This is a genomic window from Ruegeria sp. CJ6, from assembly GCF_056536665.1.
Genome location: NZ_JBQFQB010000006.1, coordinates 132,880 through 159,731, shown reverse-complemented (window position 1 = coordinate 159,731; position 26,852 = coordinate 132,880). Strand labels below are relative to the sequence as shown.

The 26,852-nt window shown below is 54.4% G+C and carries 26 protein-coding genes; 14 read left to right on the top strand and 12 right to left on the bottom strand.

Features of this window, described 5'->3' with window-relative positions; genetic code table 11:
• Nucleotides 1-120 precede the first annotated feature (120 nt).
• From ACR0BT_RS17505 to ACR0BT_RS17495, 3 genes are all read left to right on the top strand, one after another.
• Entirely contained in the window at nucleotides 121-2,043 is a 1,923-nt protein-coding gene (locus tag ACR0BT_RS17505) for a DUF3604 domain-containing protein (protein WP_480763703.1), read from the top strand.
• Nucleotides 2,044-2,201: 158 nt separating this feature from the next.
• The gene (locus ACR0BT_RS17500) at nucleotides 2,202-3,032 is read left to right on the top strand and encodes a peptidyl-prolyl cis-trans isomerase (protein WP_480763702.1); all 831 of its coding nucleotides are present in this window, start codon (nucleotides 2,202-2,204) and stop codon (nucleotides 3,030-3,032) included.
• 155 nt (nucleotides 3,033-3,187) lie between these two features.
• Entirely contained in the window at nucleotides 3,188-4,018 is an 831-nt protein-coding gene (locus ACR0BT_RS17495; RefSeq protein WP_480763701.1) for a HupE/UreJ family protein, read from the top strand.
• A 483-nt stretch (nucleotides 4,019-4,501) separates the two neighbouring features.
• On the opposite strand, the gene ACR0BT_RS17490 is transcribed toward ACR0BT_RS17495, so the two are convergent.
• Entirely contained in the window at nucleotides 4,502-5,896 is a 1,395-nt protein-coding gene (locus ACR0BT_RS17490) for an alpha/beta fold hydrolase (RefSeq protein ID WP_480763700.1), read from the bottom strand.
• A gap of 450 nt (nucleotides 5,897-6,346) precedes the next feature.
• Here ACR0BT_RS17490 and ACR0BT_RS17485 point away from each other — a divergent pair, with 450 nt between their 5' ends.
• Both ACR0BT_RS17485 and ACR0BT_RS17480 read left to right on the top strand, forming a co-directional pair.
• Nucleotides 6,347-7,993, top strand: coding sequence for a hypothetical protein (locus tag ACR0BT_RS17485; RefSeq protein ID WP_480763699.1), 1,647 nt, complete (start codon nucleotides 6,347-6,349; stop codon nucleotides 7,991-7,993).
• Nucleotides 7,994-8,158: 165 nt separating this feature from the next.
• Complete coding sequence (locus ACR0BT_RS17480) at nucleotides 8,159-9,112, top strand: prephenate dehydrogenase/arogenate dehydrogenase family protein (RefSeq protein ID WP_480537050.1); 954 nt, start codon at nucleotides 8,159-8,161, stop codon at nucleotides 9,110-9,112.
• 834 nt (nucleotides 9,113-9,946) lie between these two features.
• Here ACR0BT_RS17480 and urtE read toward each other — a convergent pair.
• From urtE to urtA, 5 genes are all read right to left on the bottom strand, one after another.
• A complete protein-coding gene (gene urtE, locus ACR0BT_RS17475) occupies nucleotides 9,947-10,642 on the bottom strand; it encodes an urea ABC transporter ATP-binding subunit UrtE (protein WP_480763697.1) in 696 nt (231 codons plus the stop codon).
• A 3-nt stretch (nucleotides 10,643-10,645) separates the two neighbouring features.
• Nucleotides 10,646-11,386: an urea ABC transporter ATP-binding protein UrtD gene (urtD, locus tag ACR0BT_RS17470; RefSeq protein ID WP_170424910.1), complete on the bottom strand. Its 741-nt coding sequence runs from the start codon at nucleotides 11,384-11,386 to the stop codon at nucleotides 10,646-10,648.
• A complete protein-coding gene (gene urtC, locus ACR0BT_RS17465; protein WP_480763696.1) occupies nucleotides 11,383-12,612 on the bottom strand; it encodes an urea ABC transporter permease subunit UrtC in 1,230 nt (409 codons plus the stop codon). The genes urtD and urtC overlap by 4 nt, the downstream gene beginning before the upstream one ends.
• A 3-nt stretch (nucleotides 12,613-12,615) precedes the next feature.
• A complete protein-coding gene (urtB, locus tag ACR0BT_RS17460; protein ID WP_480763695.1) occupies nucleotides 12,616-14,568 on the bottom strand; it encodes an urea ABC transporter permease subunit UrtB in 1,953 nt (650 codons plus the stop codon).
• Between the two features lie 62 nt (nucleotides 14,569-14,630).
• Nucleotides 14,631-15,911 carry an urea ABC transporter substrate-binding protein gene (urtA, locus tag ACR0BT_RS17455; RefSeq protein WP_170392782.1) on the bottom strand — a complete coding sequence of 427 codons (1,281 nt, stop codon included), beginning with the start codon at nucleotides 15,909-15,911 and terminating at the stop codon, nucleotides 14,631-14,633.
• 442 nt (nucleotides 15,912-16,353) lie between these two features.
• Here urtA and ACR0BT_RS17450 point away from each other — a divergent pair, with 442 nt between their 5' ends.
• From ACR0BT_RS17450 to ureG, 9 genes are all read left to right on the top strand, one after another.
• A complete protein-coding gene (locus tag ACR0BT_RS17450; RefSeq protein ID WP_480567539.1) occupies nucleotides 16,354-17,121 on the top strand; it encodes an urease accessory protein UreD in 768 nt (255 codons plus the stop codon).
• Nucleotide 17,122: 1 nt separating this feature from the next.
• Complete coding sequence (locus tag ACR0BT_RS17445; protein WP_170392784.1) at nucleotides 17,123-17,425, top strand: urease subunit gamma; 303 nt, start codon at nucleotides 17,123-17,125, stop codon at nucleotides 17,423-17,425.
• A gap of 13 nt (nucleotides 17,426-17,438) precedes the next feature.
• Complete coding sequence (locus ACR0BT_RS17440) at nucleotides 17,439-17,600, top strand: peptidase M23 (RefSeq protein WP_170392785.1); 162 nt, start codon at nucleotides 17,439-17,441, stop codon at nucleotides 17,598-17,600.
• Nucleotides 17,597-17,902 (top strand): urease subunit beta, encoded by a 306-nt coding sequence (locus ACR0BT_RS17435; protein ID WP_170636296.1) that lies wholly within the window; start codon nucleotides 17,597-17,599, stop codon nucleotides 17,900-17,902. Before ACR0BT_RS17440 ends, ACR0BT_RS17435 begins: the two co-directional genes overlap by 4 nt.
• Nucleotides 17,902-19,611, top strand: a complete 1,710-nt coding sequence (gene ureC, locus ACR0BT_RS17430; RefSeq protein ID WP_480763694.1) for an urease subunit alpha — start codon at nucleotides 17,902-17,904, stop codon at nucleotides 19,609-19,611. Before ACR0BT_RS17435 ends, ureC begins: the two co-directional genes overlap by 1 nt.
• A 121-nt stretch (nucleotides 19,612-19,732) precedes the next feature.
• Nucleotides 19,733-19,957: a DUF1127 domain-containing protein gene (locus tag ACR0BT_RS17425; protein ID WP_170392788.1), complete on the top strand. Its 225-nt coding sequence runs from the start codon at nucleotides 19,733-19,735 to the stop codon at nucleotides 19,955-19,957.
• A 28-nt stretch (nucleotides 19,958-19,985) separates the two neighbouring features.
• Nucleotides 19,986-20,438: an urease accessory protein UreE gene (gene ureE / locus ACR0BT_RS17420; RefSeq protein ID WP_170565436.1), complete on the top strand. Its 453-nt coding sequence runs from the start codon at nucleotides 19,986-19,988 to the stop codon at nucleotides 20,436-20,438.
• Nucleotides 20,422-21,075: an urease accessory protein UreF gene (locus tag ACR0BT_RS17415; protein WP_480763693.1), complete on the top strand. Its 654-nt coding sequence runs from the start codon at nucleotides 20,422-20,424 to the stop codon at nucleotides 21,073-21,075. The genes ureE and ACR0BT_RS17415 overlap by 17 nt, the downstream gene beginning before the upstream one ends.
• A complete protein-coding gene (gene ureG, locus ACR0BT_RS17410) occupies nucleotides 21,072-21,701 on the top strand; it encodes an urease accessory protein UreG (protein ID WP_170392791.1) in 630 nt (209 codons plus the stop codon). The genes ACR0BT_RS17415 and ureG overlap by 4 nt, the downstream gene beginning before the upstream one ends.
• Nucleotides 21,702-21,771: 70 nt before the next feature.
• Here the strand turns inward: ureG and ACR0BT_RS17405 are convergent, their stop codons facing one another.
• The 6 genes from ACR0BT_RS17405 to ACR0BT_RS17380 all read right to left on the bottom strand — a co-directional run bounded on the left by ACR0BT_RS17405 (nucleotide 21,772) and on the right by ACR0BT_RS17380 (nucleotide 26,824).
• Complete coding sequence (locus tag ACR0BT_RS17405; RefSeq protein ID WP_480763692.1) at nucleotides 21,772-22,884, bottom strand: cytochrome-c peroxidase; 1,113 nt, start codon at nucleotides 22,882-22,884, stop codon at nucleotides 21,772-21,774.
• An 8-nt stretch (nucleotides 22,885-22,892) separates the two neighbouring features.
• A complete protein-coding gene (locus ACR0BT_RS17400; protein WP_170392793.1) occupies nucleotides 22,893-23,198 on the bottom strand; it encodes a hypothetical protein in 306 nt (101 codons plus the stop codon).
• A 68-nt stretch (nucleotides 23,199-23,266) separates the two neighbouring features.
• Nucleotides 23,267-24,073: an amidohydrolase family protein gene (locus ACR0BT_RS17395; RefSeq protein WP_170513215.1), complete on the bottom strand. Its 807-nt coding sequence runs from the start codon at nucleotides 24,071-24,073 to the stop codon at nucleotides 23,267-23,269.
• A 21-nt stretch (nucleotides 24,074-24,094) separates the two neighbouring features.
• Nucleotides 24,095-24,961 (bottom strand): dioxygenase family protein, encoded by an 867-nt coding sequence (locus ACR0BT_RS17390; RefSeq protein ID WP_170648633.1) that lies wholly within the window; start codon nucleotides 24,959-24,961, stop codon nucleotides 24,095-24,097.
• Nucleotides 24,962-24,971: 10 nt separating this feature from the next.
• Nucleotides 24,972-26,276, bottom strand: a complete 1,305-nt coding sequence (locus tag ACR0BT_RS17385) for a TRAP transporter large permease subunit (RefSeq protein ID WP_170392796.1) — start codon at nucleotides 26,274-26,276, stop codon at nucleotides 24,972-24,974.
• Nucleotides 26,273-26,824: a TRAP transporter small permease subunit gene (locus ACR0BT_RS17380; RefSeq protein ID WP_480763691.1), complete on the bottom strand. Its 552-nt coding sequence runs from the start codon at nucleotides 26,822-26,824 to the stop codon at nucleotides 26,273-26,275. Before ACR0BT_RS17380 ends, ACR0BT_RS17385 begins: the two co-directional genes overlap by 4 nt.
• Nucleotides 26,825-26,852: the final 28 nt, after the last annotated feature.

Below are 26,852 nucleotides of genomic sequence, written 5' to 3'. Positions count from 1 at the left end.
ATGCCAAGAGCGGAATATCCCCACAAACGGAAAATTGATGTTATATAGATAAATAGGAATATAAATTCTTGAGTTGTAGGTCATCGGCACCACCGCGCTATCTTGATTTAGGAGTTCCACATGCTTCGAGCTTTTGTTTGTTCTATCTCACTAGGGCTGGCATCATCGACTGTCCTTGCAGATGCTGTTCCAAGTGAAGAAGCCGCGGCAGGCTTGTTCTCAGATCAACCGTATTCCCCGTATGCCGAACGCACTTTCCCCGAGCGACCGCTGTGGGGAGACACGCATCTTCACACCGGGCTTTCGCTGGACGCAGGTGCTTTTGGGAACACTCTGTTGCCTGCTGAAGCATGGCGCTTTGCAAAAGGTGAACAGGTTACTTCTTCAACGGGTCAACCAGTAAGACTGGCCCGGCCTCTGGATTGGATGGTTCTCACGGATCACACTGACCTAATGGGATTCGCCCCGGACCTTCAGGCTGGCAAGCCAGGCGTTCTTGCCGATCCGAAAGGTTTGGAATGGTACGAAGGTTACAAGGCAGGCGGCGAAGAGGCCGGCAAAGCGGCGTTCGATATCATTACCAATTTCTCGCAAATGACCCTGCCAGAAGTCCTTCTGGACTCCTACAGCCCGGGTGCTGACGCTTTTGCTTTTACATGGGAGCAAATCGTTCTGGCTGCGGAAGAACATAACGACCCCGGCAATTTCACGGCGTTCATAGGGTTCGAGTGGACTTCTGTACCCAAGGGCTTCAACCTGCACCGGAATGTTATGCTACGCGATGGGCCCATCAGGGCGCTTCAGATGGTGCCGCCGGTCACGCAACCGCCCTTTGGTGATACCGACCCAAGAACGCTGTATTCATGGCTAGATGACTATCAAGAAAAAACGGGCGGTCGCGCGGTAGCTTTCGCCCATAATGGCAACCTGTCGAACGGATGGATGTTCCCGACCGAAGACACCTATCACGGTGGCAAGGTCGACGAGGAATATGTGGCTGCCCGCGCAAAATGGGAGCCCCATTACGAAGTCACTCAGATCAAGGGCGACGGCGAAGCGCACCCCTATCTGAGCCCCGACGACGAATTCGCGGATTACGAAAACTGGGACGTTGGCAATCTCGACATAACCGAGCTGAAAACCGATGACATGCTGGCCGGCGAGTACGCCCGAGAAGCTTTGAAGCGCGGTTTATTGTTGGAAGAGAAGTTCGGCGTGAACCCATATAAGTTCGGCATGGGCGGCGCGACGGACAGCCATACGTCTCTGGCAACTGCTGAGGAAGACAACTTCTTCGGAAAATCCGTCAGCGTTGAACCTTCGGCCACGAGAATAAAGCATCCTTTCATCGCCAACGATCTTGGCGAAATTCCTGGCGACCTCCTTGTAGCTTCCGGGTACACGGCCGTTTGGGCGACCGACAATACTCGCGCAGCGATCTTCGATGCGTTCAAGCGGCGCGAAACCTACGCGAGCACTGGACCGCGGATTGGTCTGCGGTTCTTTGGCGGATGGGATTTCGATGACGCTGATGTTGAAACTCGCTTCCTTGCGGATGTGGGCTACACAAAAGGTGTTCCAATGGGTTCGGATCTGCGACCTCGCGAGGGTGAAGGTCCGCCCACATTCCTGATCGCTGCTCTGCGCGACCCGGTCGGGGCCAACCTGGATCGCGTGCAGGTGATAAAGGGATGGCTCGATTCCGAAGGTGCTTTGCAGGAAAACGTCTATGACGTGGCATGGTCGGACAACCGTGTTGCCGATCAAAACGGCAAGATCCCTGCGGTTGGGAATACCGTGGATCTGGAAACCGCCAGCTGGACCAATACAATTGGAACCGCCGAACTGGTAACTGTTTGGTCTGATCCTGATTTCGATCCAAATGCGCGGGCATTCTATTACGTACGTGCGCTCGAAATCCCAACCCCACGCTGGGTGTTGTACGACAAACTGAGGTTTGGTGCGGAGCTGCCAGAAGATGCGGTACTTACGCATCAGGAGCGCGCGTATTCCTCGCCGATTTGGTACACGCCGGCAGAGTGACCTTACTTCGTGCAGATTTGGGGACCCAGGTCGCAATCACTAACTCGGGACGCTCTTATGATAAGCGGCGCGCCTTGAGTTGCAATTCCTTGTGTTACTCAACTGCCTGATGCCAGCATAAAACATAATGCCGTATCGCGTTTCACGCAGGAGCCTTCATGCGAATAGTGAAAGAACCTCTGTTCCATTTCTTCTTGATCGGAGCTGCCATATTCATTTGGTTCCACATAATATCACCAGATAACGACGCCGCTGCAGATCCGGAGACGATAGCGATAAGCGAAAGTGATGCCGCGCTGTTAGCTTCACAGTTCGAAGCGAGGTGGAAACGCCAGCCAAGCGGTTCTGAGCTACAAGCGTTGGTCGACGCTTCAATTCGCGAAGAAGTTTTAGTTAGGGAAGCAAGAAAGCTTGGCTTGGAACGCGGAGATAGCGTGATTAGATCGCGGCTGAGCCAAAAGATGGATTTTCTGACCGAAGCCATCGCCGCTTCAGTTATTCCAGAAGACGAAGATCTAGAGGCTTTCCTCCAACAAAACACGGACCGCTACGCGACACCCAATAAGGTCGCGTTCACTCAAGTTTTTCTTGGTGAAGAACCAAGTGAGACCGAGATTGAAAGGGCACTGGCCGCCTTGCGTGCGGAGCAAGAGACTTCCGGCTTGGAAAGCGCGACACTGCTGCCTGCATCAATGCCCCTAACCGCGACACGGGTAATCGACTCGGTCTTTGGAACCGGATTTTCCAATGGTCTCGCCTATCTCGAAAAAGGCCAGTGGATGGGGCCGGTCCAATCAGGTTACGGCATCCATCTGGTGAAAGTGCTTGCCATTGAACCAAGCCGGATACCTCGCTTGCAAGAGATCCACAGTGTGGTGCTTCGTGATTGGCGTCGCGCCATGAGCGAAGATTTGGCGCAGGCGCAATACGAGGCTCTTGCCGACAATTATGAGATCACAGCACCCGATCTCACAGGTCAGGTCAAATGAACTTCATCTTCAGCTTGATGTTTGCTCTGCTGTTCACGTGGCCCACGGGGTACGCCAACGCGCATGCGCTTGATCCGGGATACTTGGAAATTCGACAAATCACTACGGACACTTGGAGTGTTCATTGGCGAAAACCAGATGTTTATGGTCAACCAATGGCGATTGATGCGGTGTTACCGGATGGCTGTACACCCTCACACGGCCCTGACCCAATCTCCGATGGGCGAGCGTGGGTTTCTTCCTGGGTTGTCGAATGCCTAGCTGAGATCGCGGGCCAATCCATCGAGATCGACGGACTGGCGGCACAAAAGAACGACGTTTTGGTCCGTGTGCATCCTCTGCACGCCGAGCCTGCCACGCTTCGTTTCACCCCGGATGCTGCCATCCAAAATATACCTTTTGAACAGACAACATGGTCTGTTTTCATAGCCTATTTTCAGTTGGGTTATGAACACATACTAGAAGGCTGGGATCATCTGCTCTTCGTCTTCGCCCTATTTATTTTGGTCCCTGATCCGTGGAGACTGGCGGGAGCAATCACGGCATTCACCTTGGCACATTCAATAACACTGGCACTGGCAACGCTGGGATTTCTGAATGTCCCCGGCCCGCCGGTCGAGGCCGTCATTGCGCTTTCTATCGTTTTTTTGGCGATGGAAATTGTTAAGGGCGGCGACGGGCGTTTTCGACTTTCAAAACAAAAGCCCTGGATCGTTTGTTTCGGGTTTGGGCTTTTGCACGGCCTTGGTTTTGCAGGCGCTTTGGCCGAGATAGGACTTCCCTCTAACGATATTCCCGCAGCCTTGTTTGCCTTCAACCTAGGCGTCGAAGCTGGGCAGTTGAGCTTTGTCGGAGCTTTGGCACTTCTTGTCGCGATCTGGCGATTGATGGCACGTCCAGTTAGCCAAAGGGCGACTGTGATTGCCGCTTATGGCATCGGGTCAGTATCGATGTACTGGCTCATAGAACGCATAAGTGGGTTCTAAAGCGCTAAACCTCGATGTCGTTGAGGTGGTAGATCGGCTCAAGGCACTAGTCGATTGCGAAGCGTGCAAATTGACCGGATGCAGGTGCAACCGCGCAGAATAGGCTGCGAACAAAAGCCCACTTCATCGCATGCCCAACGTTTGTTTACCTAAGCGGCCATAGTTGCTCCCTGTACAAACTGCGGATCGGGTACGCATACTTCAGCCAGCACCTTCAAACCCGCTCGCCATAAATGAGATAAAACAAACGACAAGCGATGTTTAACGGGTTTAATATGAAGCGATCTTTGGTTGAGTGGTCAGTTCCCCTGCGGACCAAGCAAACCACTACTTCAATCGCCGGATAGCGGTCGATGCCTACCAGGATCACGATTGGGCGAATGACCTCGGGAATGCTTTTGAAGTACTTGACGGAGTTTGGTCTGGTCATTCCCAAACGCCATCCCGTGCCACGGTGAAGCCTAGTTAATCTGACATAACCTTTCACTTGTGTTCTGCTAAGAAAGCCAATGCGTCTCTCTCGAAACGCGGCCACTCTGGGTCGTTGTCCGGCATGGCATGGTTAGAGCTTTCGTAGGCGATGAACTTCGCGTTGGGTAATCCCTTAGCGAACAGTCGCCCCTGATCGACCGGTTGCATCCTGTCTCCCGTCGCATGACAAACCAGGCACGGCACCTCAACCTTTGACAATGTTTGCCGGATATCAATTTGGTCGATCACATCGCGATACCGTCCCATGTTTTCGGGCGAGATCATTTGGCTCATGTCTTTTGCATATTGCCGCCGGGCTTCTTGGCTCGCGCCTGGCACAATGATCTGCGCCATCAAATCGCGTAGAGACGGATACTCGTCGTCCCACCCTGCAGTTATCATGTGTTTCATAGCCAGAGCCCGCTCCACATCCTTCGGAGACTTACGTTTTGCTCGTCCTACTGGGAAACCACCGATCATAACAATTGCCGAGACCCTGCCTGGTCGACGGGCTGCAAAGGCGGCGGCTACAGCAGACCCCTGTGAAATCGCAAGGATTGGCGCGCGCTTTAGACCAGCCGCGTCGTAAACGGTTTCCAAGTCATCGACGAACCTATCGAACGTGCAAGTTTCTGCATCCCAGTCAGAAAGACCGTTGAGCCGTGCATCAAATCGAATTAGTCGGTGATGTTGCGCAACCGAAGTGCAAATTGGAGCCACCGCAGGATTGCGCCAGTCCAGTTCTAGATGTCCAATCCAACTTGGTGCTTTAACAACCGGGGATCCGTCACCCACTACGCTCCAAGCCAGACTAATGCCGTCATCAGTTTGACAGTAGCGGATTTCTTGTGTTTTGGCGAAATCAACTCGTGACTTTGATACACCTTCATCAGTGAAATTAATCGACAATACCTCAATCGGCTGTGCAATACCTTTGAGTGTCCGCAGTCCCTCTCTGTGCAATCGGTTGGCATAATCCGACCCGGCAAGATCGCAGAGTACTTTTGAGACCAGAATGCCACCGGGTTCAGCTGCCGCTTGGAGACGTGCCGCAATGTTTACGCCGTCTCCGAAGATATCTTCACCGTCCACAGTGACATCGCCTACATGCAAGCCTGCTCTAAGCTGAATGCGTTCTGGAACCAAATATGGATGGTCTGGCTCTCTAAGGTGGGATTGAATCGCGATTGCCCCTTCGAGTGCGTGACTCGCTGACGGAAATTCTATTAGTGCCCCATCGCCAAGAAGTTTGACCACCCGGCCATGGTGCTGTCCAACGATTGGTGTCACCAAATCGCGGTACAGCGTGTTCAGTGTTTTGAGCAGTGCCTTTGAGCCACCCTGCATCATCCGACTGAAGCCGACGACGTCGAGAGACAGGATTGCAGCAAGGCGACGTTGGCTCATGGTTATTTCCCGCAAGATTGCTCGAAAACTCTACCACGCCCATAAGATGTTAGAATCGATAACTTGTCAGAAGGCGTGTTTTTTGCTTCGAGATTACCGTTCGCAAGGTCTCTAAAAGTCGGAAAATCGGAGATACAGTCACGTAAAGTGCCTGCAGATACGTCTTTTTGCGAAAGGCCGTTTTGTCGGAGTCTCTGTCCTTGCCTCGATCTTGATGAGCTTACGCAGACGGAAGAACCGGACCTGAAAGACTGAAATCTCGAACCGGAGACAGCCAAGAACCGCATAGCGAAGACAGGCGTCATCAGACAGAAGCGCCCACATGACAGCAGTGAGCGCAAATCAGCTAAAAGAATGAGCAGGTACTCCATTTCTCGCCAAATTGCGGCGTCGCTATCGACTCAAGGCGTTCCATGATAAACTTAGCGAATTTAGTGGGGGGAAATCCCGATGGAGTACTACGACCTCGGCGACTACACTCGTAAGATTTCAACGTCGTCAGATAACGCTCAGAGATGGTTTGATCGGGGCTTGGCGTGGACATATGCCTATAATCACGAAGAGGCGATAGTTTGCTTTCAAAAGGCTCTTGCCGCAGACCCCGATTGTGCGATGGCGCATTGGGGCATCGCGTATTGCATCGGACCTAACTACAACAAGCCTTGGGAAACTTTTGAGGACGACGAGAAGCCCGACTGCATCGCATTGGCAAGTGCATCAATCGAAGCCGCTACCGCGCTTTTAGATCGATTGACACCAATTGAACGTGCCTTGATCGAGGCGATCCCATCCCGCTATCCGAGTTCGCCAGACGTAGAGGATTTCAGACCCTGGAATGATGCCTTTGCTACCGCAATGCGCAAAGTCCATGCCGAATTCAGCAATGATCTGGACGTGTGCGCCGTCCTTGCCGAGGCTATCATGAACCGGACGCCTTGGCAGCTTTGGGATTTACCGACCGGGAAGCCAGCCGAAGGCGCAGACACGCTTGAGGCAATTGGCGTGCTCGACACAGCGTTCTCCTCTCTTCCTGGCGCATGGGAACATGCTGGGCTTCTGCACATGTATATCCATCTGATGGAAATGTCCCCGCACCCCGAAAGGGCGCTGCGCCATGGCGACGCGCTCAGCACACTGGTTCCGGACGCCGGGCACCTACTGCATATGCCTACTCATGTCGACGTTTTGTGCGGTGACTACATGAACGTGGTGCTTCGCAATCAAGCGGCCATCGTTGCCGACAGGAAGTTTCTGAAGCACGAAGGCCCCGACAACTTCTACTCCGTTTATCGCTGCCACAACTACCACTTCAAGATCTACGGAGCGATGTTCCTCGGACAACCGAGTGCAGCGATCGAAGCGGCGGAAGAATTGATTGCGACATTACCTGCGGAGACCCTTCGCCCCATGGCCGACTGGTTCGAAGGTTTCATCCCTATGAAGCAACATGTTCTGATCCGGTTCGGACGCTGGCAAGAGATACTCGATCAGGACCTGCCAGTGGATGAAGAGCTTTTCTGCGTCACTACCGCCATGATGCGGTACGCGCGAACCGTTGCCTTGGCGAACCAGCACAAGATCACTGAAGCCGATGGTGAAAAGGTAAAGTTTTATGAAGCTTTGGATCAGGTGCCTGAAACCAGAATGCTGTTCAACAACACGTGCCTCGACATCTTGAAGGTTGCTGAGCAAATGATGCTAGGTGAGCTAGCCTATCACAAGGGAGAGCACGAGAGCGCTTTCGAGCATCTTCGCAGATCGGTCGAGATTGATGATGCGCTGCCCTATGACGAACCCTGGGGTTGGATGCAGCCCACTCGGCATGCGCTCGGCGCTTTATTATTGGAGCAAGGCCATATGGTGGAAGCGGAAAGCGTCTATCGCGCCGACCTTGGTCTGGATGCAACGCTTAGCCGGGCCTGCCAGCACCCAGGCAATGTCTGGAGCTTGCACGGCTTGTACGAATGCCTAACTCGGCGCGGTGAAACGGTTGAAGCGCCCCAAATAAAACTACAACTGGACAAGGCCGCTGCCCGAGCCGAAGTGCCAATCAAAGCATCATGTTATTGCCGGCACAAGGCTTTGGCAGCCGAGTAATCGGCTGCCAGAAGGACAGTCTGAGTCAAAAGCAACATCTACTTTACCCGCAATGCGGGCTTCAAATCGAGTTGGCCGAACGGCCGCATAGAATCCAAAACTCTAAAACGCAGCACCCTAGCCGATTGCCGCTATGCAGCAATATCGTTGACTCTGCTCTCTCGGGTGTCTTATCGCTGTTGTCATGATGAAATCGTTCTTTGCACTCCAGGACTATTATCCTCAGCTTCGATAGCTGCGGGTGCTTCATCATTAGTTTCCGCTGCCCCTGACAGCGGTCAACAAACAATCGACCTTGTGCCGGGCGGCAAATTTAAAGGTCGAAAGATGAACAACAACAGAAGAAATCAAAACACTTCACTAGGTATCGTGGGGTTTGGTGCGTTCGGACAGCTTGCAGCCCTTCATCTTAGCCAGCACTTCGAAATATCTGCTTACGATCCGTCCCCAGACGTTGCCAAGGCCGCAAAGCAACTCGGAGTACGTCTGTCATCATTATACTCAGTATCGCAGGCTGACGTGGTCCTCATTGCTGCACCAGTGTCCTCATTTGAGCAAGTTGTCAGCGAGATCGCGGCTGCTTGTAAGCCCAGCGCGCTGATTGTTGATGTAGGCTCAGTAAAGGTAGTTCCCTCGGAAATCATGCGGCGGCGGCTACCGAACGATGTAGACATAATCGCGACCCACCCGTTGTTTGGTCCTCAGAGTGCTGCGACAGGTATTAAGGGTTTGAAAATTGCCGTCTGCCCCATTCAGGGAAGGCAACATGCCAGACTTGCTGCGTTTTTGCGCAAGACACTGGGTCTGACTGTCATCATGACAACTCCAGAAGATCACGACCAAGAAGCGGCAGTAGTCCAAGGGCTCACGCACCTCATCGCCAAAGTGCTTCTGCGAATGGGACCGCTGCCAACGCGCATGACCACGAAGAGTTTTGACTTGCTGTCTGAGGCGATTTCCATGGTTCAGCACGATGCGCCAGAGGTATTCGAAGCGATTGAGAAGGCCAATCCCTACGCCGAGACCGTCCGACGACGGTTTTTTGATTTGGCCGCAAGTCTGAGTGTAGAGCTGGAGGCAGCATTTGATTACACCGCCAACAACAAAAACGGACGTTGAATACCTGTCGGATCTCGAACAACGCGTAGTGAAAGCGTCGGGCGAACTGGCCTTTTTCTTTAAGGCCTTTCCAAAATGCATCCCGAAGGGTGACGGGTCCGCAATGCAAAACGGTTTTTCTACCATGTCTCTCGCGAAACCGAAAAAGGCCGATGCGTCGAGGCGGTCCACTTTGGATGTTTCGCGCAGGACAAAGGTTAGATTGTTGTAACGCGATGCGGCTTCTTACAGTTCATCAAGATGCACTGCTTTGCTCCTGCCTCGGACGGAGTAGATTCGCGTAACCGGGCCGCCCTCCGGCTGCAGCGCCCCCGTTATTGCGGAAAGCTTAGGACGCAAAGGTCAAATTCAACTGATGCCCAACGTTGGCAGCGCCTTCCGATGTCGAAAGTACCCTGCTTTTCTGGTCTGACTATGACGGTTGGATCAGGTTTGTGTGACATTCAACAGGAAAGTTGTGCGATACATAGTTTTACCCTCCAATGACACTTAAGTCATTGACTATTAGTCATTCGGTAATTCTTCGGCGTACAGGTTTTGCCGTTTGCTGCTCAAAAGCCTTCCACAACAAAGGTGCGTCTAGAAAGCCGTCACTACGTTAATTGCGGTGCAAGTTGGAGGAGCGTCCACGTCGAGCCATAGGACGAAATGAAGCCCGTCATCTGATCAAAAAATATTTGCTCTTCAAGCCGGAAGACATCGCACGATCGGGTTTCAGAAGAAAATACAGTTTCAATTGAACCTGTTCAGATGATCAAACCATGTCCCGAGCTTAGATTGTGCCAAATTTTGGATTTCATCCTTCAATTCCGAAACCAATTTCAAGTATCAGCACTAGACTGCTACAGCCTGCAGCAACTCATCGCGTGTCACGTCTTCCCTGGTGCCGTTGATTATGACTTCTCCTCGTCGCAACGCGATAAATCTGTCGGCAAGTTCATAGGCAAAGTCAAAGTATTGCTCCACTAGAATGATTGCCATTCCGCTCGTGGTTCTGAGGTGTCGGATGACTTCGCCTATCTGTTGGATGATGTTGGGCTGAATACCTTCGGTCGGCTCGTCCAACAGAAGCAGGCGTGGTCGTGTTATCAATGCCCGTGCAATCGCCAGCTGTTGCTGCTGACCGCCAGAAAGGTCACCTCCGCGACGGTTTTGCATCTGTTTGAGGACCGGGAACATATCAAATATATCACCTGGAATGAAATGTTCGCTGGCAGGCAGACAGGCATACCCCGTTTCAAGATTTTCGCGAACTGTGAGCAAAGGAAATATCTCACGACCTTGTGGGACATAGGCCACACCTTTCCACGCCATTTGATGAGCAGGCAGGACGCCCAGAATTTCCCCGTCCAGTTCCAGACTGCCGCCCGATCGCGGATGCGTACCTGATATTGCTTTCATAAGGCTGGTTTTCCCGACACCATTGGTCCCCATGACGCAAGTCACTTCACCTTGTCTGGCTTCCATGGAAATCCCGTTGAGGATTTGCGAATGCCCATAATGCAAAGTCAGTTCTGTTAGCTTCAGCATTGTTTAGCGCCCTAGATATACGTCGATGACGTCCTGGTTAGATGTCACGTGATCAAGACTGCCTTCAGCCAAGGCGGACCCTTCGTGTAGAACCGTGACTTTGCAATTCAGGCGTCGTACAAATTCCATATCGTGTTCCACCACGACAACGGCACGGGTTCTGGCGGCTTGTACTAGCAAGTCGGTGGTGTGTTCGCGCTCCTGCGGTGTCATGCCAGCGGCAGGCTCGTCCACCAGCAAAAGTCGTGGCTCCTGAGCCAGCAGCATGCCAATTTCCAGCCACTGCTTTTGACCGTGGCTCAGTTCACCAGCTTTGCGGCTTAAACTCTGATTCAGACCGATTTCGACAGCCAGATCTTCAACTTTTTGCAAATCGTCAGTGGAGGTTCGATAGAAAAGCACGTGAAGCCAGCCACGTTTGTTCTGAAGCGCCATCAACAGGTTTTCTTGCACGGTCTGGTCTTCGAAAACCGTAGGTTTCTGGAACTTCCTTCCGATCCCAGCCTGCGCGATCTTTGCTTCGGACAGCCCCAACAAAGATACGGATTTCTCTCCCCAGATGACACGTCCTTCATCGGGCCGGGTTTTACCTGTAATGATGTCCATGAATGTGGTCTTGCCTGCCCCGTTCGGGCCGATCACGGCGCGAAGCTCGGCCTCGCCGATCTGAAACGACAAGTTGTTGATAGCTCGGAAGCCATCGAAAGTGACCGAAACGCCGCTAACCTCAAGCAAAGTGCTCATTCGATGGCCTCCTTCTCGCGCAGGGCGCCGTCATCTGGTCCCAGATTTGCCCCATGCCTGTCCGGGTGGCGGCCGTTGGTCCACAAGTCGAACAATCCTCCGATGCCCTGCGGGGCGAACAGCGTAACCAACACAAAAGTTATGCCCAATAGCACCTGCCACCAGTCGACCCATTTGATCGTGTAAAATCCAAGCGGAATATCCGGGGCCTGTCCGCCCGTGAACCACGTGCTCAGAAGACTGACAAAAGCTGCACCAATTACCGCGCCGTACAATCGGCCTCGTCCACCGATGGCGACCCAGACAGCCAAATAGATCGAGGCGATAGGGGCCATTTCCTCGGGGTTGATGATGCCTGCTTGCGGGTAGTAAAGCGCGCCGGCAATGGCCGCGATACAAGCAGTCAGGGTGAAGACGGCCAGCTTGAATACCTCGACTGAATAGCCAAGGAAGCGCACCCGTGCCTCGTTATCGCGAATGCCACGGATGACCGATCCGAACTTGCCTGACACGATCCACGCCGCCAGCATATAGCCCAGACCCAAGGCCAGCGCCGAGGCCCAGAGGAACCAGATCGACACCACGTCCTGCGAGGCGGTGACACCTGGCAGGTTCTGCAGGCCGGACAAGCCGTTGTTCCCACGCAGCCCGCTGTCGTTCTGAAACAGATACAGGGCCAGTGCCAACGTCATCGCCTGTGTCAGGATCGATAGGTACACTCCGGTGACACGGCTCCGGAAAGCCAACCATCCGAAGACCAGCGCCAACAGACCCGGGACCAGCACAACCAGGATCAGTTGCAGGGTCAGGCTGTGGGAGAACGCCCAGATCAACGGAAACTCCGACGATCCGACAACGCCAAAGACTTGTGTACCAATCGCGTCCACCACTTCGGACGACGTCGGTGGAATTTCGGCCTGTGCCAGCGAGTCGACCACGATCAGGCGGGTGCGTTCGTACATCAGCCACATGCCGATCATGTAGCCCCCCAGCCCGAAGAAGGCGAAGTGACCCAGTGACAGGATGCCGGTGAAGCCCCAGACCAGATCCATCGCCACTGCGATCAGGCAAAGGCACAGGGTTTTGCCCAGCGTTTTGACGAAACTGGTCGAGATTACACCGATCCCGAATCCCTCGGACAGGATGGTTACGCTCAGGGTGAACAGGGACAGGATGGCAAGAAAGACCAGCACGGATGGGTTCCTGGCGATAAAGCTGCGTTCCATGGCTCAATCCCCCGCCGCGCGACCCTTGAGGGCGATAATGCCCCGCGGCCGAAACTGGATGAAAATGATGATGAAGATGATCATGTAGGTTTGGGCCGCGAGGGTGTTCGACGGGTTCATCCACTCGATCCCCTTCTGCAGGAAGCCGATCATGCCCGCACCTGCAAGCGCGCCCCAGATGTTACCAACACCACCCACAACCACTGTCATGAAACTTTGCACGATATAGTCGCTGCCCAGATCGGACGTGACCTTGGCGAATAGGCCAATCGCGACCCCGGCGATGCCGGCAATGCCGGAGCCAAGCCCAAAGGTCAGCATATTCACTCGCCCGGGATTAATCCCCATTGACGCCGCCATGCGCGAGTTCTGCGTTACTGCACGCATCTCAAGCCCTAGCCTCGTCCGTTTGATGATGTAGAGGAAAAGCCCCAGAAAAATCAGCGCCAGAACGAAGATCGCAATGCGGATGTAGCTGATTGAAACCACGTCATTCAGCATCCACGAACCATCCAACCAATCGGGAGCAGTCAGCGGGCGCGCCTGCGTGCCAAAGATATTCTTGGCCAGCTGCTGTAGGGCAATTGAGATGCCGAACGTTGCCAGCAACGTCTCCAATGGGCGAGCGTAAAGCCAGCGGATCACCAACCGCTCCATAGCGACGCCCATCGCGAAGGTGACAGCAAAAGCAATTGGAATAGCAACCATGATCGAAAGCGTATGATCAGGGATAATCTGCTGCACCACGTAGCCGGTATAAGCACCCATCATGATGAACTCGCCATGGGCCATGTTGATCACGCCCATCACGCCGAAGGTGATGGCCAGACCGATGGCGGCGAGGAAATAGATCGACGCCAGTGAGATCGCGTCCAGCGTCAGGTCGAGTGTTTGGCTCAGGCCGACCTTCAGTTCGATCTGTTGCAGGGCTTTCTCTGCTGCTTCAGTGACCTCGGCAGATGGCTCACTGTAGGTTTCGAAGAATACATGCGTGTTAACTGCGGCGTTGACATCCGCCTTCGTGACCAAGGCTGGCACAGTCCCCGCCTCTGCCAGAGAGTTATACGCACGCGCGCGCATTGCATCTGAATTCAACTGTGCGACGGGAGTACCACCTACACGACCACCTTCTATATTGGCCGCCAGTGCCGATCTGATATCTTCCGCCGAAACACGCGGTGCGGCCAGGTTTCCTGCAACGAGCAAGTCATATGCTTCGTCAAACGTTAAGGCGTCTGACCCCGCTACAAGAATAACGGCGACGTTCAGGTCCTGGGGCAATTCGGTAGCGGCTTGGCGGGCAGTGACGACCAACGGGTTCAGAGCCGCACGAACGTCTACGCCCAGATCGCCGGACATTTCTTTGATCGCCGCCACGCGCGCTGCGGTATCTTCGTCAAAACCAATCGTCAGCAACCGTTCCAACCGCTGCTTTTGCGCCTTCAACTCTGCTTCGGGTTCATCCCCTATCGAAGCGCGAAGTGGCTCCAAGAGTGTACTTTCGGGATCACGTTGGATGGATTGCAATGCGGCCAGACGTTTTGCGCGATCCGGATCGGTCAGTTGGAACCGGACCAGAGCGGTCCCGATCATCGCGCGGATACCGCTGTTGGGCTTCAGCTGCCTAAGCTCGGATTTCTCAAATGTACCGACGACTTCTCCGGTATCGAAGTCGGTCAATTCATACGACCGCCCCTCTCCTTTCTGGCCAGAAAAGAACAGACCGTCCGACTTGCGCATCCACATGTTCTTGGCTGCCCATGTCTCAAGCATCACTTGCGCTTGGGGCAAGCCGCTTGACGCAATCGCATCAATCGCCGGTTTGATCGTCTTGCGCGAGCTTTTGGCGATGATCTCCTGATGCTCTTGCAGGATCGGTTGTAGACCGACCTCTTGAGCGTTGGCAGTCAGGCAGGCGCACAGGATTGCGAGGCCCGCAAGGAAAAGTCGTACCATGTGGTGAAACCCGAGTGTATTTTGTGGCAAGGCGGGCAAACAAACCCGCCTTGCGTGGTCTGTTAGTAGTTCGACAGGGTCTGAACGCAGGTCTTGGTCTCGGTGTTGTACATACCGCAACCCAGCTCTTTCCAATCCGAGACGAGCACAGCCGACTCCGGCAGGAAGTCGGTCCAGGCATCACCCGGCACGACGTCGGTTTCGCTGATGATATCGAACTGACCGTCTTCCTGAATTTCCCCGATCAGAACCGGTTTCGCGAGGTGATGGTTCGGCAGCATCACAGCGGTGCCTCCGGTCAGGTTCGGGAATTCCTGCCCATACATCGCAGCGCGCACGGCATCGACCTCGGTCGAACCGGCCTCGGTCGCGGCGTTTACCCACATGTTGAAGCCGATGTAATGCGCCTCCATCGGGTCATTGGTCACACGTTCGTCACCCATGGTGGCTTTCCAGGTGTCCACAAATTCAGCGTTGGCTTCGGTATCCGCTGACTGGAAGTAGTTCCAAGCGGCAAGGTGACCGACGAGGTTGGTGGTGTCCAAACCGGACAGTTCTTCCTCACCGACCGAGAAGGCCACGACCGGAATGTCATCTGCCGAAACACCAGCCGCTGCCAATTCCTTGTAAAAACCAATATTGGCGTCACCATTGATGGTCGAGATCACACCGACTTTTTTACCATCCGCGCCCAGCGCGACCACGTCCGCCACGATCTTGGACCAGTCGGAATGGCCGAAAGGCGTGTAATTAACGAAGATATCTGCTTCCGCGATACCTTTTTGCTTCAGATAGCTTTCCAAGATATTGTTGGTGGTCCTGGGGTAGACATAGTCTGTGCCGAGCAGAGCGAATTTCTCGACCCCGAGTTCCTCCAGGAAATAGTCCGTGGCGGGGATGGCCTGTTGGTTCGGAGCGGCACCGGTATAAAAGACGTTTTTAGAGCTTTCTTCGCCCTCATACTGGACCGGATAGAACAGAAGACCGTTTAGTTCCTCGATCACTGGCAGAACCGACTTGCGGCTCACCGAAGTCCAATTGCCAAAGATTACATCCACCTCGTGGACGGTTAGCAGCTCACGCGCTTTTTCGGCAAACAGAGGCCAGTCAGAGGCCGGGTCGACCACGACAGCTTCAAGCTGTTTACCCAACAGACCGCCCTTGGCGTTTTGCTGGTCAATCAGCATCAGCATGGTGTCTTTCAACGTCGTTTCCGAGATCGCCATCGTACCGGAAAGCGAATGCAGCACTCCAACCTTGATCGTGTCTTCGGTCGACAAGGCGGCGGTGGCCATGACAGCAAATACTGCCGATCCGGCGAGTGTGGATTTGAGCGATTTCATGTGATCCTCCTGGCGGGGCCGGGAGAGAGGGCTTGCACAAAGGCACACTCTTCTTCTACCTGATCCCCGCAACTGTTGTTGCGTTCCGTGTGGCGGTTGTGTTCGAGGTCCAATTCGCGCAGCCGTCACACACCCCGGGTCATCTCCGCGGTGGCACCCATACGGTTTCTGCATCGCAGCAAGCTTGGCAACTTACCTTTAACCCAATTTGGAAAATCGGCGCGATCCGCCTATTTTTTCATCCAAGACCGAGGTCGCTGTCTAAAATTTAGCCGCGCGATGTCGAATTAAGCAGATTTCGACTCTGTAGATTAGTGTTCCGCCCCTTCAACAGAGAAACAAGTGGCACTAATCAAAGCTCCAAAGGTGCCCTATTACCCACGTTGCAGCCATATTGCCCACGCACAGTGCTATTCCACCGCGCGCTGCAGGCGCCGTCAGTTTGAGTACCAAGCAATTGGGTGACAGGACGGTGCTGAACAAGTTTCGCCAGTCCGGGTCTTATAAATGTCTGTTCCCCAGAACCAACACACCTGATCTTGACGCGGTTCTTCTTAACACGGCAGGCGGCGTAACCGGAGGCGACTCATTTCGACTTTCCGGTAAGGCAGCAAAAGGAACGGCGCTGACTTTGACAACACAAGCCTGCGAGCGCGCCTACAAGGCCAAGCCGCAAGAATGTGGCCAGATTACCAATCATCTGACTGTTGAGACTGAAGCCCGGCTGAACTGGTTGCCGCAAGAGACTATTCTGTTCAATGGCAGCGCTCTGGAGCGACGCCTGAAAATCGGGATGGCGCCAGATGCCGAGATGCTGATGGTAGAGCCGCTGGTCTTCGGCCGCATTGCGATGGGCGAGACGCTGACCGATATCCGTCTAAACGATCGGATCGAGATACGGTACCAAGGAAAAAAGGTGTTCCTTGACGCGATCCAGTTCTCGGGTGATTGGCACAAACATCTGTCCAAACCGCATATTGCAAACGGCGCGGGTGCGATGGCGTTGATCGTCTTTGTATCGGAGTCAGCCGAAGGTCATCTGAATGCTATTCGTCAGATGCTGCCCGACACAGCAGGTGCGACTATGATCCGCAATAACCTGTTGGTTGCTCGTGTTCTTGCCGAAAACAGCTTTGCCCTCCGTCGCACATTGATGCCGATCTTGCGTCGGTTGAACAAAGACACGCTACCTCGATGCTGGATGCTTTGACATGAACCTGACCCCTCGCGAAAAAGACAAACTGTTGGTCGCCATGGCCGCCGAAGTCGCCCGCAAACGGCTGGACCGCGGCGTCAAACTGAACCACCCCGAGGCGATCGCCCTGATCACCGATGCCGTGGTCGAAGGTGCACGCGATGGGCGTTCAGTTGCTGACATGATGCAAGCCGGGGCCGAGGTGATCACCCGAGAGCAATGCATGGAAGGTGTGCCCGAAATGATCCACGAAGTTCAGGTCGAAGCCACCTTTCCAGATGGCACCAAGCTGGTGACCGTCCACAACCCCATTCGCTGAAAAGGAAACCAATATGACACGCATGCTTTTCCCCGCCCTGATCTTCGCTGGCCCGGCAGCCGCCCACAACGGAACGCATATCCACGCGCACGGCACCGATTATGCGGCGATGGGCGTTGGGCTGGCGGTTGTTGCGCTGGCTGCTGTCGCGCTGATCACAAAGCTGAACAAATGATCCCCGGGGAGCTGTTCCCGGCTGATGGTGAAATTACCCTGAACCCCGATACTAATGCGATCACTTTGATGGTCGCCAATACCGGCGACCGCCCGGTTCAGGTCGGCTCACACTACCATTTCGCCGAAACCAACCCGGCGCTCGACTTTGACCGAACTGCCGCGCGTGGCCTGCGCCTGGACATTGCGCCAGGCACCGCTGTGCGGTTCGAACCGGGGCAGGCCCGCGAAGTTTCGCTGATCCCGATCAGTGGTGCGCGCAGGGTCTACGGCTTCAATCAAAAGGTCATGGGGGCACTCTGATGCCAGCAAAAATCAAGCGCGAAGACTACGCCGCGATGTTCGGCCCGACCGCAGGGGACAAGCTGCGGTTGGCCGACACCGATCTTGTGATCGAGGTCGAACATGATCTGACCAGCTATGGCGAAGAGGTCAAGTTTGGTGGCGGAAAGGTAATCCGCGACGGGATGGGGCAATCTCAGACCACGCGCGCCGAAGGCGCTGTGGATACGGTCATCACCAATGCTCTGATCGTTGATCACTCGGGCATCTACAAGGCCGACGTTGGCCTGAAAGACGGGCGGATCGCCAAGATCGGCAAGGCGGGAAACCCCGATACACAACCCGGTGTCGACATCATCATAGGACCCGGAACCGAGGCCATTGCTGGTGAGGGTCGTATCCTGACAGCAGGTGGGTTCGACAGTCATATCCACTTCATCTGCCCGCAACAGATCGAAGACGCGCTGCATTCCGGCCTGACCACCATGCTGGGCGGTGGCACCGGTCCTGCGCATGGGACATTGGCCACCACTTGCACCCCCGGTCCATGGCATATCGGGCGGATGTTGCAAGCGGCGGATGCTTTCCCGATGAATCTGGCCTTTGCGGGTAAGGGCAACGCTTCGCTGCCTGCCGCGCTCGAAGAACAGGTCAAAGCCGGAGCCTGTGCCCTGAAACTGCACGAGGACTGGGGAACCACCCCAGCCGCCATTGATTGCTGCCTGTCGGTGGCCGATGCGATGGACGTGCAGGTGATGATTCACACCGACACGCTCAATGAATCAGGCTTTGTTGAAAATACCGTGGCGGCCATGAAGGGTCGCACTATTCACGCTTTCCACACCGAAGGCGCAGGCGGAGGCCATGCTCCGGATATCATCAAGATCTGCGGCGAGAACCACGTTCTGCCGTCCTCGACCAATCCCACGCGGCCCTTCACCGTGAACACGGTTGAGGAACATTTGGATATGCTGATGGTCTGTCACCACCTCGACAAATCCATCCCCGAGGACGTGGCCTTTGCCGAAAGCCGCATCCGGCGTGAGACAATCGCAGCCGAGGATATACTGCACGACATGGGCGCATTCAGCATCATTGCGTCTGACAGTCAGGCCATGGGTCGGGTCGGTGAGGTTTTGATCCGCACGTGGCAAACCGCTGACAAGATGAAGAAACAGCGCGGGCGCCTGCCCGAAGAAACCGGTGAGAACGACAACTTTCGCGTCCGTCGCTATATCGCCAAATACACGATCAACCCTGCTATTGCCCATGGGCTCAGCCACGAGATCGGGAGCATCGAGGAAGGCAAACGCGCCGATCTCGTCCTTTGGAACCCGGCCTTTTTCGGGGTGAAGCCCGAGATGGTTCTGCTGGGCGGCACCATAGCCTGCGCGCAAATGGGCGATCCCAACGCGTCGATCCCTACACCGCAGCCGGTTTATAGTCGGCCGATGTTTGGCGCTTACGGACGGTCGGTGGAAAACTCGGCGATCACATTTGTCTCGCAGGCGGCCGATGCGGATGGGATCGGTGATACACTGGGATTGGCAAAGCAAACCGTCGCCGTCCAAAACACACGAGAAATTGGCAAGCAGGATCTTCTGTTGAACAACGCGACACCGCATGTCGAGGTCGACCCGGAAACCTACGAGGTGCGTGCGGATGGCGAATTGCTGACTTGCCAACCCGCCGAAACGCTGCCGATGGCGCAACGATATTTTTTATTCTGATCAAAAAATGTGCTGCGTTGCGGCGCGTGCAAGGCAGCAATGACCAAATACGCACTTCTAAGTGAGGCCAATATGACAGATATAAAAACCCATGGGAGGACCAACGTTTACGAGGGTCCAAATGGCACACTCAGCAACACATACAAACACGCGCTTTTCGCTGGCCGGTTTAATCGTATCCATCGGGTCGTCAATTTACTCGGCCCTGATCAGCGTAGCCGAAGCTCAATCTCGCGTCCGGCAAGTCGAATTCCTGCAATCGCTCAGCGACGAAGAGCTGAAAAACCGCGGTCTGACGCGCGAACGGATCGTGCACCGAGTGTTCTCGGACTCAATCTGGCTCTGACTATTCCCGCTGCAGAGGAGGTGATGGTATGACCGCCCTGCTCTGCACTGCGCGCCAGTATTCGGATCACACGCATGGCGATCCGGCAGACTGTCTCTCGTTGACCTACGACGACCGTTTTTTGCGGCGTAAGGTTCTTACCTGCGAAAGCGGCGAACAGATTCTCATCGATCTCGCGCAAACGACCTCACTGAACCACGGTGGCGCGTTGGTTTTGGACGACGGTCGCGAAGTGGAAATACAGGCAGCACCGGAAGTGTTGCTGGAGGTAACAGCCCCGGACCTGACACGTATCGCCTGGCATATCGGCAATCGGCACACGCCTTGTCAGATTGAAAAGACTCGCCTGTTGATCCAAGTCGATCACGTCATCCGTGATATGCTTCTTAAAATCGGAGCAAAAGTGCGAGAGGTGAATGAACCATTCACCCCCGAAGGCGGGGCCTATGGCCACGGCAGGACCCATGGCCACACCCACTGACGCCGACATCCTGACGCTGACACAATGGTTGTCCCCTGCCTATCCTGTTGGGGGGTTTGCCTACTCTCACGGGCTTGAAGCTGCGATTGACGGGGGAACTGTCGCGAATTCTCGGGATACTGAAGCCTGGATTTCAGATGTGCTGGAACATGGCTCTGGGTGGAATGATGCTGTGTTCGTTGTGGCGGCCTTCAATGCGCAAGATAAAGAAGAACTGACCAACGTCGATATCGCGGCGCGCGCCTTTTGTGCGACATCCGAAAGGCTCATGGAAACCGAGTTGCTCGGACACGCCTTCGGAAACGTCACCAAAGGTGTCTGGGAATTGGACCTTGGGCAATTCACCTACCCCGTCTCGATTGGACGGGCTGCAAGACTACAAAACCTTCCCTTGCTGCTGACGACCAAGATGTTTCTGCAAGCATTCGCAAGCAACCTTGTCGCCTGTGCGACGCGCCTTGTACCACTGGGACAGACCGATGCGCAGCGGTTGATCCGCCAGCTGACACCGTTGTGCGCCCAGATTGCTGAAAGGGCAAAAAAGGCGAGCTTGGACGAGTTAAGCTCTACCGCGTTCTTGGGGGACATTGCGGCCATGAAGCACGAAACACAATATTCGAGGATTTTCCGCACATGACCAGTATGAACGGCCCGCTTCGCGTAGGTATTGGAGGCCCAGTAGGAGCCGGAAAAACCACTTTGACCGCCGCCTTGTCTGAAGCGCTGCGCGATGTCTGTTCGGTGGGAGTTATTACTAACGACATATATACGCAGGAAGATGCCGAAGCGCTGATGCGCATGCAGGTCCTGCCGCGGGACAGGATCATCGGCGTCGAAACTGGCGGTTGCCCGCATACAGCAATTCGCGAAGACGCCTCGATCAATTTGGCCGCCGTCGCCGAGATGCAGACACGTCATCCGGATCTCGATATTGTTTTGATTGAAAGCGGAGGCGACAATCTATCAGCCACATTCAGCCCGGAACTGGCGGATCTGACCATCTACGTGATTGATGTCGCTGCAGGCGAAGAAATACCCAGGAAAGGCGGGCCGGCGATTACGAAATCAGACATCCTTGTAATCAACAAGACCGACCTTGCACCGCATGTTGGCGCTTCGCTTCAGGTTATGGAACGTGATGCGAAAATGATGCGTAAAGGAAGGCCCTTCTTGTTTTCGTCACTTCGTCACAGAAGCGGGGTCGACGCAATTGTGGATCTGCTGGTGAAAGGCGGAGGTTTAAGAATTTCGGAAGCGAATTAGTCCCAGAGACGAAGAGGCTAAGATAGCTCGCCAATTAGCCCATTCCCAAGCCCTTTATACCAGTGCTTTATTAAGAATCCTTGGAGAGCGTGACCAAAAACGCAACTAAGTCTGCAATCTCCTGCTCAGGCAAATTCAATTCCGAAAGAATGGCTTCACCGTCGGCGTGCAGCCTTTCAGTGTCAATTTTGCTGTAATGCCGTATCACAGATTTCAGATCACCTAAGCTGCCGTCATGCATGTAAGGAGCGGTTTCAGCCACTCCCCGCAGGCTGGGCGTCCGAAAGGTTCCAAAATCAGAATGGCTCCTGCGTACATTTCGCACGGCCCAGGCACCTTTCTTTTCCGGATCGTCGTTCCAGTCGCCGTCCAATGTGTAGGGGCTGGAGAGTAAAATGTTCAATCCTCCGAACCGACCTTGGTCAACCTCGGTTTCATTCAGAAAATATGGCACACCTGCGTCATGGAACTCGTTGTTGGAAAACCTCGGACCGTTGTGGCAAAATACGCATTTTCCGCGCCCTAAAAAGAGCTGAAGACCTCGCTGAGCTGCTTCGGGGTATTCCTTAGCCGCTGCAATATCTCGGCGCTCCAAAGCATCGCGAAAATCGTCAAATATCGTCCGGTCGGTGGCTAAGGTCTCCAAGTAAGAAGAAAGAGCTTTTGCAGTATTCACCAGAAAAAGTTCAGGGCTTTGATCCTGGAGGTGACCAAATATGGCTTCAAAATCATCAATGTAGGTACTTTCAGAGATAGCTATCTTTAGGCTTTCGGCACTATGCGCCATCTCTTGTTCTTCGATGATCGGATGCAGGCTGGCTGCCCAAAGATTATCGCTTTTGCCGCCCCAACCATACCAGCGCAGCCCGGCAAGGTTTCGCAGTGATGGTGTGTTTCGATTCAACAAATCACGACCGAGTGCCCGCGCCTCCGGCGTCGTAAATGCCTGTTCAGGATCATGACAACTTGCACAGGAAAATGCACCATCGACTGACAATACCGGATCGTTGAATAAAGCCTGTCCGAGCTTGATTGCTCTGGCGTCTTTGGAAAATCTATTGCTTGGATCCGGCTGGAAGGATGGTGGCCACGGCCCAAAGGACAACGTTTGTTCAATTTCGTCTTCGGTCAACAAGACATCTGCACGTACTGCCCCGGTCAGAAAAATTAGCGCAGCTGTCATCCACAGCTTCATTTCAGCGCAATTTCTGACGTGTAGAACACCGATTGGCCACTGACGTCGACATCGATTTGCAGCTCCCACAAACCCGGCATGTGAAACAACATATCATCAATTCGGAACACTCCGCCGTCCAATGCGGTAACCTTGGGAGTATAGTTCATACCATGTTGATGAGCGGGCATGATTGCATCCACACGCATTTGGCCCACAGCAGTTTCACTACAAACTGAAACCAACACCGAAAACGGTTGGGCCAACGGAATTTCGTCGACCGTCAGATAAACCTTGGGTGCGTTTTGTACTTCCGAATTCATGCGTTGCCCCGTCGCTTCACAAGCAACCGCCGCGCTGGACCATATAAGAAACCAAGCAGCGCAGTGGGTCATTCTGATGCCAGCAAACGTTCTGCGTTAGCATAGGCAATGTTGTCTGCGATCTGGTCCGGCAGCAAATCCAACCATTCACGCGAAAAATCGGCATGAGGGCCTACGTAGTACCAACGTTCAGGTGCGAACGTATCCGTACCGACCATGAACCTATCGGGATGGGCTTGGAACGCAGCCCTCCAATCCGGGTCGACACGGCCTCGCGAAACCATGTCCGAACGAAATGCCAGATCGGCCCATAGCCCGGGATAGATGTCTAGCGCATCGACCACACTGGCTGGATCGTCAAACCCAGAATGGGCCCACAATACCCGAGCTTCCGGCCATGTTTCGAAGATCAAGTCAACGGCCTCGCGATCACCATGGTGGTGCAGGATTAGGTTCCGCTCTTTCGCCAGTGCAATCATACGCTGGATGACCGGCGTCTTGATGTCATCTCCGTAAGCGTGAAACTCGCCGATGGCCTCGTAGTTGTTTTTTGCCAGGTTTGTTTCCAGATACTCGATTACAGTTTCATCGTGCATCCAGGTGTTGATCTCACCGCGACGACGATAAGGGCGAAGCGCCGGAACAACGATGTCCGGTGCCACGGCCAACAATAGCTGAGTGCCATTGTCATCCGAGCTGGAAATCAGCGCTTTACGCACGCCTGCATCTCGAAGGATTTCGGCCACCTGTTCAGGCGGAACCAGTTTGACGGCATCGTGGCTGTAGTGAATATGTGCGTCAAAGATCGGTCGCTGTTCTGCGACGGCGGTACTGCAAAATAACGCTGCACTTAAAATGGAGATATGTTTCAGCACCTCAAGCCTCCTCAATATCATTCAGACCCTGGCAAGCGTCACGTCGAAATTCACGTGCAAGAAAGGTTCGGCAATCTTACCAGAAAGCTCCATGCCATCGGGAAATTCTGATGCAAGTCGTTCAACATATGTCATTACCAGATCGTCCCGAACGCCAAAGACAGTATCCTGATCTAAATAAGGATCATTGTCCGGAAAAATCTCCGTCACGAGTGAGCGATACCCGGGGGCTTTGACGATAAAGTGCAAGTGTGAGGGCCTCCATGGATGGCGACCACAAGCGCGCAGAATATCACCGACTGGCCCGTCAGACGGCACGGTGTATTCAACTGGCTTAACTGTGGTGAACGCATATCTGCCATCATCGCCAACTGACATCAGCCCGTGGAAAGAATAGGTGTCCTGTTCTTCATCCTGACTGGCGTAGAGGCCGTTGGGTGCCGTTTGCCAGATATCCAGTTCTGCCCCGGCAATAGGGTTACCTTCGGTATCGCGGATCACGCCCTCTGCAAGTAGAACCGGCCCGCCGTAGTGACGCTTCATATCGCCACCGATTGGCAGCGGGGGGGCGCCCGAGACGTGAAATGGACCTAAAACGGACGAACTGGTCGCATCGGCACTGGAATGCAGCATATCAACCAATGACGACAGGCCCAACACGTCCGAGGCTAGCACGAATTCATGCCTATCCTCGGTTTCCACCGCAGCGCAGCCTTCCAGAAACGCAATCCCGGCCCGCCACTCGTCATGCGTCAGGTTGGTTTCCCGCGCAAAGTCGTGGAGGTGTTTGACCAGGGAGCCCATGATTTCACGCATCCGTGGATCAGTATCTTTGGACAGGTACCCCATGAAGACGTCGGTGATATTGTCTTTGGTGACAGAGCGCATCTTGTCCTCCTTAAATCAGGGCAAGGCTGAGGATCGGGAACTCGATCAGAATGAACAGAACGATCAGCATCACGAACGCAAAGGGAAGCGCGCCCATGAACACGTCCTTAAGTGATATGCGGTCATCGTTAATCGTGGATTTGATAACGAAGCAGGATATACCCAAAGGTGGTGTCAAAAGACCGATTTCAGCCCCGACCACGGTGATAATGCCAAACCAGATCAGCGACATATCAAGCGCTTCGGCCATGGGCAGGAACAGCGGTACCACAATCAGAATGATCGACGCGGTGTCGAGCAATGTTCCCAGAAATAGCATCAACAGAACATAGAGCAGCATGATCGACCAGAAAGATGCGGAATTCCCCGCAAGCAGATCCTGCAGTTGATTGGGCAGCCCGGCCAGCCCCAGCATGCGGCTGTAGATTGAAGCGGCTGTGATCAGGAACAGGATCGCGGCTGTGATGTGACCGGTTTCCAGCAACGCGTCCCAGAATGCGCGTGGAGACATCGACTTACGGGCAACCGCGATGATTAGCGCAACGAGAGCTCCGGCGGCCCCAGCTTCTACAGCAGTCAACCAACCTGTGTAGATACCACCAAGGACGATGGTAATGATGAACAGTGTCGGCAGTGTTTTGGAGGCTATCTCGCGCCCTGACATCCACTCGGTGTCTTCGACAACGCGGCCACCGACGAATGCTGGGGTGAAACGGCCCATAACCCAAATCGCGCCTACATAAGCGATCGCCAGCATGATCCCCGGAATAACGCCCGCAAGGAACATGTCCCCCACAGATTGCTCGGCGACAAAGGAATAGATGATCAGCATCGCCGAGGGCGGGATGATCATCCCCAAAACCGAAGACCCGGCGACCACGCCAACAGCAAAGCGCGGGTTGTAAGCCTGCGCCATCATTTGCGGGACCGAGACCTTGGTGAACACGGATGCGGAGGCTATTGATGACCCAGTCACTGCGGCAAAGACGGCGTTGGCTCCAACGGTTGCCATACCGATACCGCCTTTGACCTTGCGAAATCGCATGGTCATGACCTCGTAGATGTCCCTGCCCAACCCGGCTTTTGAGACAATGAGCCCCATGAAAGTAAACAACGGGATGGTTGCGAAGCTGTATTCCATCGCGCTGTCGCCGACCGCCACTTTCAGCAGGTTGAGCGCAAGCGTGAAATTGTCCCGCATCAGCCAGATCGACACGAGCGAGACCACGCCCAATGCGATGGGAATGTAAACGCCTGCGTAAATCAGAAAGACGATGGCTATGACCGAGATCAGGCCAATCTCAATCGGCGTCATTCTGCGGCCTCGTCATGTTCAGGTGCGCGAATTAGATGCGGGCGGTCCTGCGCCGTGACAACCTTGAGCAGGAAGATCACGCAGGCAAGCGCAGTACCGCACGCGATGACCAGTTTGACCGGCCACCATGGCAGAGTAAAAAGACCCGGAACTCCGAAGTAGTCCTGCGTCTCCCACATTTGCAGGAACTCGGGAAAGGTTACATAAGCAATCAGACCCATGAAGATTGCGGAGATGGCATTGATAATGCGCCTGAGGTTGGCCGTTAGCCCAGGACGGCGGTGGTGTAGCAGGTTCAGAAACCCGTCCGAGCGCGTCAGCCGATCCACTCTGACTACGTCGGCCAGCTGCAAAAAAACGATCATCACGACCGAAAACTGCACCATTTCATAGGTGCCACGCAGAGGTGCCGAAAACAGACCGCGCGCAATGACATCGACATTCAGAATGACCACCAACGCAAGGACGACAAGCGTACCCAATGCGTTGGCGGCGATAGCAAGCGAATTGGCGACCCGCGACAAGCCAGCAACTGCGGTCTTCAGCATGAAAGGCCCCTTTCGTGGATCGCCAGAC

Excerpts from the sequence above, each read along its gene's own strand:
- ACR0BT_RS17445 (WP_170392784.1), top strand. The coding sequence starts at position 17,123 with ATGAACCTGACCCCTCGCGAAAAAGACAAACTGTTGGTCGCCATGGCC.
- ACR0BT_RS17385 (WP_170392796.1), bottom strand. The coding sequence starts at position 26,276 with ATGACGCCGATTGAGATTGGCCTGATCTCGGTCATAGCCATCGTCTTT.
- ACR0BT_RS17425 (WP_170392788.1), top strand. The coding sequence starts at position 19,733 with ATGGCACACTCAGCAACACATACAAACACGCGCTTTTCGCTGGCCGGT.
- ACR0BT_RS17490 (WP_480763700.1), bottom strand. The coding sequence starts at position 5,896 with ATGAGCCAACGTCGCCTTGCTGCAATCCTGTCTCTCGACGTCGTCGGC.
- ACR0BT_RS17505 (WP_480763703.1), top strand. The coding sequence starts at position 121 with ATGCTTCGAGCTTTTGTTTGTTCTATCTCACTAGGGCTGGCATCATCG.
- ureG (WP_170392791.1), top strand. The coding sequence starts at position 21,072 with ATGACCAGTATGAACGGCCCGCTTCGCGTAGGTATTGGAGGCCCAGTA.
- ureE (WP_170565436.1), top strand. The coding sequence starts at position 19,986 with ATGACCGCCCTGCTCTGCACTGCGCGCCAGTATTCGGATCACACGCAT.
- ACR0BT_RS17415 (WP_480763693.1), top strand. The coding sequence starts at position 20,422 with ATGGCCACACCCACTGACGCCGACATCCTGACGCTGACACAATGGTTG.
- ureC (WP_480763694.1), top strand. The coding sequence starts at position 17,902 with ATGCCAGCAAAAATCAAGCGCGAAGACTACGCCGCGATGTTCGGCCCG.
- ACR0BT_RS17485 (WP_480763699.1), top strand. The coding sequence starts at position 6,347 with ATGGAGTACTACGACCTCGGCGACTACACTCGTAAGATTTCAACGTCG.
- urtE (WP_480763697.1), bottom strand. The coding sequence starts at position 10,642 with ATGCTGAAGCTAACAGAACTGACTTTGCATTATGGGCATTCGCAAATC.
- urtB (WP_480763695.1), bottom strand. The coding sequence starts at position 14,568 with ATGGTACGACTTTTCCTTGCGGGCCTCGCAATCCTGTGCGCCTGCCTG.
- ACR0BT_RS17435 (WP_170636296.1), top strand. The coding sequence starts at position 17,597 with ATGATCCCCGGGGAGCTGTTCCCGGCTGATGGTGAAATTACCCTGAAC.
- urtD (WP_170424910.1), bottom strand. The coding sequence starts at position 11,386 with ATGAGCACTTTGCTTGAGGTTAGCGGCGTTTCGGTCACTTTCGATGGC.
- ACR0BT_RS17380 (WP_480763691.1), bottom strand. The coding sequence starts at position 26,824 with ATGCTGAAGACCGCAGTTGCTGGCTTGTCGCGGGTCGCCAATTCGCTT.
- urtC (WP_480763696.1), bottom strand. The coding sequence starts at position 12,612 with ATGGAACGCAGCTTTATCGCCAGGAACCCATCCGTGCTGGTCTTTCTT.
- ACR0BT_RS17400 (WP_170392793.1), bottom strand. The coding sequence starts at position 23,198 with ATGAATTCGGAAGTACAAAACGCACCCAAGGTTTATCTGACGGTCGAC.
- ACR0BT_RS17390 (WP_170648633.1), bottom strand. The coding sequence starts at position 24,961 with ATGCGCTCTGTCACCAAAGACAATATCACCGACGTCTTCATGGGGTAC.
- ACR0BT_RS17495 (WP_480763701.1), top strand. The coding sequence starts at position 3,188 with ATGGCGATTGATGCGGTGTTACCGGATGGCTGTACACCCTCACACGGC.
- ACR0BT_RS17405 (WP_480763692.1), bottom strand. The coding sequence starts at position 22,884 with ATGACAGCTGCGCTAATTTTTCTGACCGGGGCAGTACGTGCAGATGTC.
- ACR0BT_RS17500 (WP_480763702.1), top strand. The coding sequence starts at position 2,202 with ATGCGAATAGTGAAAGAACCTCTGTTCCATTTCTTCTTGATCGGAGCT.
- urtA (WP_170392782.1), bottom strand. The coding sequence starts at position 15,911 with ATGAAATCGCTCAAATCCACACTCGCCGGATCGGCAGTATTTGCTGTC.
- ACR0BT_RS17440 (WP_170392785.1), top strand. The coding sequence starts at position 17,439 with ATGACACGCATGCTTTTCCCCGCCCTGATCTTCGCTGGCCCGGCAGCC.